The organism is Oceaniovalibus sp. ACAM 378 (assembly GCF_008085915.1).
Classification (GTDB): domain Bacteria; phylum Pseudomonadota; class Alphaproteobacteria; order Rhodobacterales; family Rhodobacteraceae; genus Oceaniglobus.
The window spans coordinates 1-1,220 of sequence record NZ_VSJK01000079.1 but is presented as its reverse complement, the minus strand read 5'-3'; the positions used below and the strand labels follow the sequence as shown (position 1 = coordinate 1,220).

1 protein-coding gene is annotated in these 1,220 nt (G+C 59.3%); it reads left to right on the top strand.

Annotated features, from left to right (window positions below; translation table 11 throughout):
• The first annotated feature begins 103 nt into the window (after window positions 1-103).
• Window positions 104-1,192 (top strand): ISAs1 family transposase, encoded by a 1,089-nt coding sequence (locus FQ320_RS25265; protein WP_255509732.1) that lies wholly within the window; start codon window positions 104-106, stop codon window positions 1,190-1,192.
• Window positions 1,193-1,220 lie beyond the last annotated feature (28 nt).

The window sequence follows — 1,220 nt, the reverse complement described above, 5'->3', positions numbered from 1 at the left end:
CAGGGGAATCGCGTTTGGAACTGAAGGCGTGAACGGTCGCTCTTGCCTGTGAGGGCGAGATGGATTCTGAATTGGGGATTGCGTTCACGGAGTCCTCATCCTCATGCAGATTTTTCTATCCGCCTTCGACGACGTCCCCGATCCGCGCGCCAGTAACGCCCGCCACGACCTTGGGGAACTGCTTGTCATCGCTTTCGTATCGGTCCTGTGCGGGTCAGCCTCGTGCGCTGAAATGGCCGCATTTGGTCGCGCAAAAGAGCGCCTTTTCAGAGACTTCCTAAAATTGAAGCATGCCATCCCTTCGCATGACACCTTCTCTGAGATCTTCCGGGTGATCGACCCAAAGGCACTCGATGCCGCCTTTGGCAAAGTGCTCGCCGATGTCGCAGCTCTTCTCAAGGAAGGCGATGTCATCGCCATCGACGGCAAGGCATTACGCGGTGCTCGTGACAAAGATGAGAGTGCCCGGACGCGCATGATGGTCTCAGCCTATGCTTCGCGGCTGCGCCTCACGCTGGCGACAGTGACCGCCGACCGGGGCACAGAGCTCGACGCGGCCATCGAGGCTCTGGGACTAATTGCGCTCAAGGGCAAGGTGGTGACCGGTGACGCTCTGCACTGCAACCGCCGCACAGTGGCCGCTATCAACGCAGGGGGCGGTGATTGGTGCCTGGCGCTGAAAGGCAATCAGGAGTCCCTTCTGTCTGACGCCCGCGGCTGTTTCAGCAATTTGAAGGATGGCCACCCCGTGGCCAGCTCCGCGGATACGGCCCATGGTCGCAAAGAGACCCGGACCGGCGTGGTCGTATCGGCTAAAGCACTGGGTGAATATCATGAATTTCCAGGTCTCAAAGGGTTCGCCAAGATTGATGCAACCCGAGATACCGGAGGTAAAGTGACCTCCCAGACACGGTATTTCGCCCTGTCCTGGATGCCGACACCCGAGGTCTTGCTCGCCACGGTGCGCGACCATTGGGCCATCGAAAACGCTTTGCATTGGCAGCTTGACGTCTCGTTCCGTGAAGACGCCGCACGCAACCGAAAGGACAACGGTCCGGGCAACATCGCGGTGCTGCGCCGCCGCGCTCTGGATGTCGTCCGACGCGACACATCCAAAGGCTCTCTCAGCATCAAACTCAAGCGAGCTGGCTGGGATGAGGCATTCTTATGCAGCGTTCTCAATGGGCTGTAAGACGCGTGAGCCAAACGCGATTGCCCTG

What these genes read in the sequence shown, in the direction of transcription:
- FQ320_RS25265 (WP_255509732.1), top strand. Translation starts at nt 104, where the DNA reads ATGCAGATTTTTCTATCCGCCTTCGACGACGTCCCCGATCCGCGCGCC.